Source organism: Bacillus sp. AFS001701 (assembly GCF_002559405.1).
Lineage (GTDB): Bacteria > Bacillota > Bacilli > Bacillales > Bacillaceae_G > Gottfriedia.
The window spans coordinates 1-4,711 of sequence record NZ_NTZO01000473.1 but is presented as its reverse complement, the minus strand read 5'-3'; the positions used below and the strand labels follow the sequence as shown (position 1 = coordinate 4,711).

Annotated in this window: 6 protein-coding genes; 2 read left to right on the top strand and 4 right to left on the bottom strand. The window is 32.8% G+C overall.

The features are described from left to right. Nucleotides 1-323: 323 nt before the first annotated feature. Together CN514_RS21290 and CN514_RS21285 are read left to right on the top strand one after the other, a co-directional pair. Nucleotides 324-914, top strand: coding sequence for a hydrolase (locus tag CN514_RS21290; RefSeq protein ID WP_286141786.1), 591 nt, complete (start codon nucleotides 324-326; stop codon nucleotides 912-914). A 237-nt stretch (nucleotides 915-1,151) separates the two neighbouring features. Continuing rightward, entirely contained in the window at nucleotides 1,152-1,652 is a 501-nt protein-coding gene (locus tag CN514_RS21285) for a hypothetical protein (protein WP_098234295.1), read from the top strand. Between the two features lie 172 nt (nucleotides 1,653-1,824). On the opposite strand, the gene cdaS is transcribed toward CN514_RS21285, so the two are convergent. The 4 genes from cdaS to CN514_RS21270 all read right to left on the bottom strand — a co-directional run bounded on the left by cdaS (nucleotide 1,825) and on the right by CN514_RS21270 (nucleotide 4,694). After that, the gene (cdaS, locus tag CN514_RS21280) at nucleotides 1,825-2,451 is read right to left on the bottom strand and encodes a sporulation-specific diadenylate cyclase CdaS (RefSeq protein WP_098234294.1); all 627 of its coding nucleotides are present in this window, start codon (nucleotides 2,449-2,451) and stop codon (nucleotides 1,825-1,827) included. Between the two features lie 576 nt (nucleotides 2,452-3,027). Next, complete coding sequence (locus CN514_RS25935) at nucleotides 3,028-3,180, bottom strand: hypothetical protein (RefSeq protein ID WP_176526018.1); 153 nt, start codon at nucleotides 3,178-3,180, stop codon at nucleotides 3,028-3,030. 287 nt (nucleotides 3,181-3,467) lie between these two features. Continuing rightward, nucleotides 3,468-3,704, bottom strand: coding sequence for a VOC family protein (locus CN514_RS26670; protein WP_286141785.1), 237 nt, complete (start codon nucleotides 3,702-3,704; stop codon nucleotides 3,468-3,470). Nucleotides 3,705-3,755: 51 nt separating this feature from the next. Next, entirely contained in the window at nucleotides 3,756-4,694 is a 939-nt protein-coding gene (locus CN514_RS21270; protein ID WP_098234293.1) for a ring-cleaving dioxygenase, read from the bottom strand. Between the last annotated feature and the right edge of the window lie 17 nt (nucleotides 4,695-4,711).

Here is a 4,711-nt window from a genome sequence, read left to right as displayed (position 1 = left end):
CTTGCTTTATCTTTAGGATTAGGTGCATTAGGTGCTGTTATTCGTTTCAAAAATATCTCGAATTAAAGATTCTTTATATAATTGTATTATTCTAAATTATTAACTAAAAAAAATTATTTTCAAGGAGATGTATTATAGTGAAAAGTTTAACTAAAAAATTAACAGGTTTAGGTCTTGCTTTATCTTTAGGATTAGGTACTTTAGGAGCTATGTCAGTTCATAATGATGTGGGTAACGCCGCTTCTACAAAAACACCAGTAAAGGTTACGACTAATACTCATTCAACTGATGCTTTATTAACACCAACAAATCATACTTTATTAATGATTGACCATCAGCCACAAATGGCATTTGCGACTAAGTCAACTGATATGACTTTAGTTCGTAATAACGCGGCTGGCTTAGCAGAAGCAGCTAAGTTGTTTAAAGTTCCAGTAGTATTATCTACAGTTGCTTCTAAATCGTTTAGTGGTCAAATTTTTCCAGAAATTAAAAAAGTATTCCCTGATCAAAAAATTATTGATCGAACTTCAATGAATGCTTTTGATGATAAAAACTTTGTTGATGCAGTGAAAAAAGCTGGCAATAAAAAATTAGTCGTAGCTGGTCTTTGGACTGAAGTCTGTGTAGTAATGCCAGTTCTTGAAGCACTTGATCAAGGTTATGAAGTATATGTAGTAACCGATGCTTCAGGTGGCGTGTCAACAGAGGCTCATGAAATGGCTATTGAACGTATGATCCAAGCTGGTGCTACTCCAATTACTTGGATGCAATATATGCTTGAATTACAACGCGACTGGGCTAATGGAGCAACATATAATCAAGTTCTAGATATTGCTAAAGAGCATGGTGGAGCTTATGGATTAGGTGTTCAATATGCTCAAGATATGTTCGGCGGTCATGAAGGTAAATAATTAGATTAATAAGAAGTTTACCTATTTTGGTTATACCTTACTAAGTAGATAGAATGAAATATGCAGCCTTTGCTCCAATCACTATTGGAGGACTTAGGCTGCATATTTTACTGCCAAATAATTAATAAAAAAAGATCGACGAAAAAGTCAAAATTTTAATACAACTAACACATTCGATAATCTCATAACACTATTCTTACACAAAATAGATTCAAAAATAGGAAATGAGGTAAAAAGATGATCCATACATCATTGCTAAACGTACTAAGAAACAAAGGTATTTCGTTACAAGAAACGTTTTCATATAGTATTAATAACAAAGAATTAACAAAAACAGTCTTTAATATTCTTGAAGAATATTGCAGCAAAGACGTTAATAAAGAAAAAATGAAGTTTTTCCTGAAACAATTTAAAAAAGAATCACATACGGCGACACGTAGTTTTTTAAAAGTCGTCGGCAATAAATATGCGTTAAATGAAGAAATAGGGATATTAAATTCTACAAGACTATCAAGAATCATTGGTATTATTGCTGCAAAAGGTGAAGTACATTTTGAACTATTAGACAACGAAAAAACAAAAAAAGGAAAAATCGTTAAAAACAAAATTTTCACCTGTTATGTAGATGAAACGGAAGTTTGGAATTGTGATGACAAAGAAGTATTAAACAAACTTTCATTAATGATTGAAAATATTCTTGGATTTGACCAAGAAGTAAAAGTTGAAGCATTTAATTAAAAATTTAATTTACATGTATAACTTTGAAATTAGTGAATTGCTGTAAAATAAACATGTATATACATTGTTAATCCATTTAATTTATTTAATCGCAATTGCTATGTTGCTCTAATGAAAAGGAACTAAATTAGCTGCTTTTTTAAACTCTTTTTTTTATTATTAATTGTAAACTTTAAAAAACAATGGGTTGAGTAGTATTTAATGGATATAGATTACCATCAAAAGCAAATGAAATTTGGCCCGTTTCCTCTGAAACAACAAGTGCAAGGGCATCACTTTGTTCAGATATTCCGAGAGCTGCACGGTGACGGGTTCCAAGTTTCTTTTTATCATATACTTTTTTTGTTAAAGGAAGAACATTGGCAGCTGAAACCACAACATTTTCTCGGATTAAAACAGCCCCGTCATGGAGAGGGTTTCCAGGGTAAAAAATGGATTCTAATAATTTAGATGTCAACATTGCTCCAATTTTTGTTCCTTTTTGGATAATTGTTTCAATAGAATCAAAACGTTCGACTACTATCAATGCTCCATGTTTAAGTTTTGAAAGGTGCTGCACAGTAGTTGACAGTTCGTTAAATGCATCTGTAAAAGAGGATAAATAACATCCTAAATAATAAGAGGACGCCGTAAATTCAATGGAATTAAGCTGATTTTTAGCATCCTCTAAACTACCTAATACACAATAATTTTCATTACCTATTCTGTTTAAATTAGATTGGAGTAAATGTATTAGGTGTTTAATGCCATTTTCTAAATTCTCTTTCATAGGTGTAAGATCACAATTTATTTTCTCCATGATTGACCTCCAGCCATATTTGAATGATATATACCCAATGAGCCCATCTAATAAGAATCTGGTTACCTATAGATATTGAATGGTTATATTATTTAAAGTGTTCCCTTGTTTTAATTAATGGATGACTATAGGTTGGATTTTTTATAAAATTTATAATTACACTTCGTTGAAAATACAATAGCTAATTGTAAAGTAACTCTTAGCTTTAACCGATAATTTATTGATTTGCTTTCTTTACCCATTTTGCAACTGTAATCGCACTTTGTTTTCATTGTTAATAATGGAATTACTATGAAGTCTTGAATATGCTACTTATTAACGATTCCATCAACATAAAGCCTACCTAGATATTTGATTTTTATTATATATTTTTTTAGTATGAGTAAAGGAAAGTATTTTATGTATAAGAGTGAACAATAAAATGCTGTAGGCTGGGCCACTCCCCCGACCAGAGTATTTTATTCGATATTTAACTTCTGAACTAACTGAGAAAAATAGTATAATCCCCCCCCTTATAAGAGGTGGTTTTCATTTGCTCGAAAATAACATTTAACAATAAAACAAAGATTCTTCTTTTTATAGAAGGGTCTTTGTTTTGTTAATTATTACAATTACTTCAGCTTTAACCGTTACTGTCTGGTTTGTTACATATTTTACATATTCGGCATCGTTTTGTGCCAATTGTTCATCGGTTACGTCACCAACCCCGTGCAAAATAAACTGTGTCATAAAGGTTATACCGAGTATATTGTTCGTAGCCTAAATCTGCTTCAACAATTCCTCCATCGTATAAAGGTTGTAACCGGTAGGCTGATAAGATTCTAAAGGACCGAACTTAGAAGTTGCTACTCACAGTTGTTTGCCGTGCAACTTGTTGGGAATATATGTTTCATTGTATATCTCCCTCCATAACACAAACCCGTACATGCGGTAAGCTTTCTTCTATTTCTTTTCTTTTTGACTCTAACCAAGTTGGCAGCATCAGTTTTTTTCCAGGACCTCTTATGGTTCATCAACTAAAATCTTGGCGAATCATCTGTTACGATTTCAAAGAGTATGCCACCTTCTTCATTAAAAGAGATGGCTTTAAAATAATTTCGATCTCGAACGTCTGTTGGAAAGTATTTCTTAAGCATCGTTCTCCACATAAGTAGAAACTCCACATCTTTTGCTCTCCATTCTATATGGTGAACAGTTCTACTCCCTTTAATCCATGAACCGAAGTAGTTAACTTTAAATTTATCATTTTCCAAGTGTTGCTTCCGAATCGAATTAAATCATAAACAATATTCCTTTTCATATAATCAGTCAAGTTCTCTTACTATAATCGGTATTAAAACTTGCTCAATTTGTGATCTATGAGGTTCATACTGTGATGGCAACTTCAATTTTTCACCCATTGTTTCTTGCGATTCATCATTAGCAAATCCAGGAGGATCAGTCGCAATTTCAAATAGAATATCTCCAGGCTCTTTAAAGTAGATGGCATTAAAATAATTTCTGTCTTGTATTGGAGTGACACCGTACCCATTAGCTGAAACGTATTTTTTCCAATCCATTTGATCGTTATCATCAATAGCCCGCCATGCAATGTGGTGTACTGTACCAACACCCATTTGTCCACGTCCAATTGTAGTTAATTTTACGTCGATAATATTACCAATATCCGCAGTAGAACGATATCGAGCAAAATCTCCTTCTTTAGCGACTGGTTCTAGTCCCATTACATTTTCTAACAATTCAGCTGTTTTATTAGGCTGGGTTGATAATAAAGTTGCTCCACCAAAACCTTTAATGGCAACTTCAGGCATCACTTCACCAAATGTCCAATTATTAATTTCACCTCCGTCTCTTTCAACAATTTCCAAGTGAAGACCGTGTGGATCATCGAATTCTAAATATTGTTCTCCAAAGCGATTCATGATAGTAAAAGGAACATCGAATTTTTCTAGTCTTTTTTTCCAAAATTCCATAGTTCCTTTTGGAACAACATATGAAGTAACTCCTACTTGACCGTCTCCAATGATTCCTTGATTAGCTCCTGACCATGGAAAGAAGGTAATAATTGTTCCTGGTTTTCCACCTTTATTTCCAAAATATAGGTGATAAGTACCGGGATCATCAAAATTGACTGTTTGTTTAACTAAACGCAACCCCAAAATTCCTGCATAAAAATCAACATTTTCTTGAGGATGTCCAACAATTGCTGTGATATGGTGAATACCCATAGTTTTTTTACTCATTTTTCAACTCTCCTTTT